Annotated in this window: 1 pseudogene; it reads right to left on the reverse strand. The window is 72.1% G+C overall.

The features are described from left to right. Positions 1-198: pseudogene (locus AB4Z20_RS28165) on the reverse strand (hypothetical protein); the annotation flags it as partial. Between the last annotated feature and the right edge of the window lie 157 nt (positions 199-355).

Below are 355 nucleotides of genomic sequence, written 5' to 3' on the forward strand. Positions count from 1 at the left end.
GGCGAGCCCCTTGGCGTCCTCAGCCGGAACCTCTGCGCCGACCTTGCCGGTCGCCGGCAGGGATCCGGCCACGAACGGCAGCTGACCGGAGGTGTAGACGAGACCCGCATGCACACGGGCGGGCACGTAGGCGGCCACCGGAGCGGCGACGGACGGGAGCTCGATGCCGAGCTCGGCGAGACGGGCGCTGATGGTCATGCGGATTCTCCTTCGAACTGACGCGCGGCGTCTGCCGCCGCGGAAAGACCGGTGTTGGCGGCCGCGTCGCCGCCGACCGGACGCTTGAGGTACGCGACGAGCCCGCCCTCGGGCCCTGTCACGACCTGCACGAGCTCCCAGCCCTGCTTGCCCCAGT

The organism is Pseudomonas sp. KB_12 (assembly GCF_052114545.1).
In the GTDB taxonomy this organism is placed as follows: domain Bacteria; phylum Pseudomonadota; class Gammaproteobacteria; order Pseudomonadales; family Pseudomonadaceae; genus Aquipseudomonas; species Aquipseudomonas brassicacearum.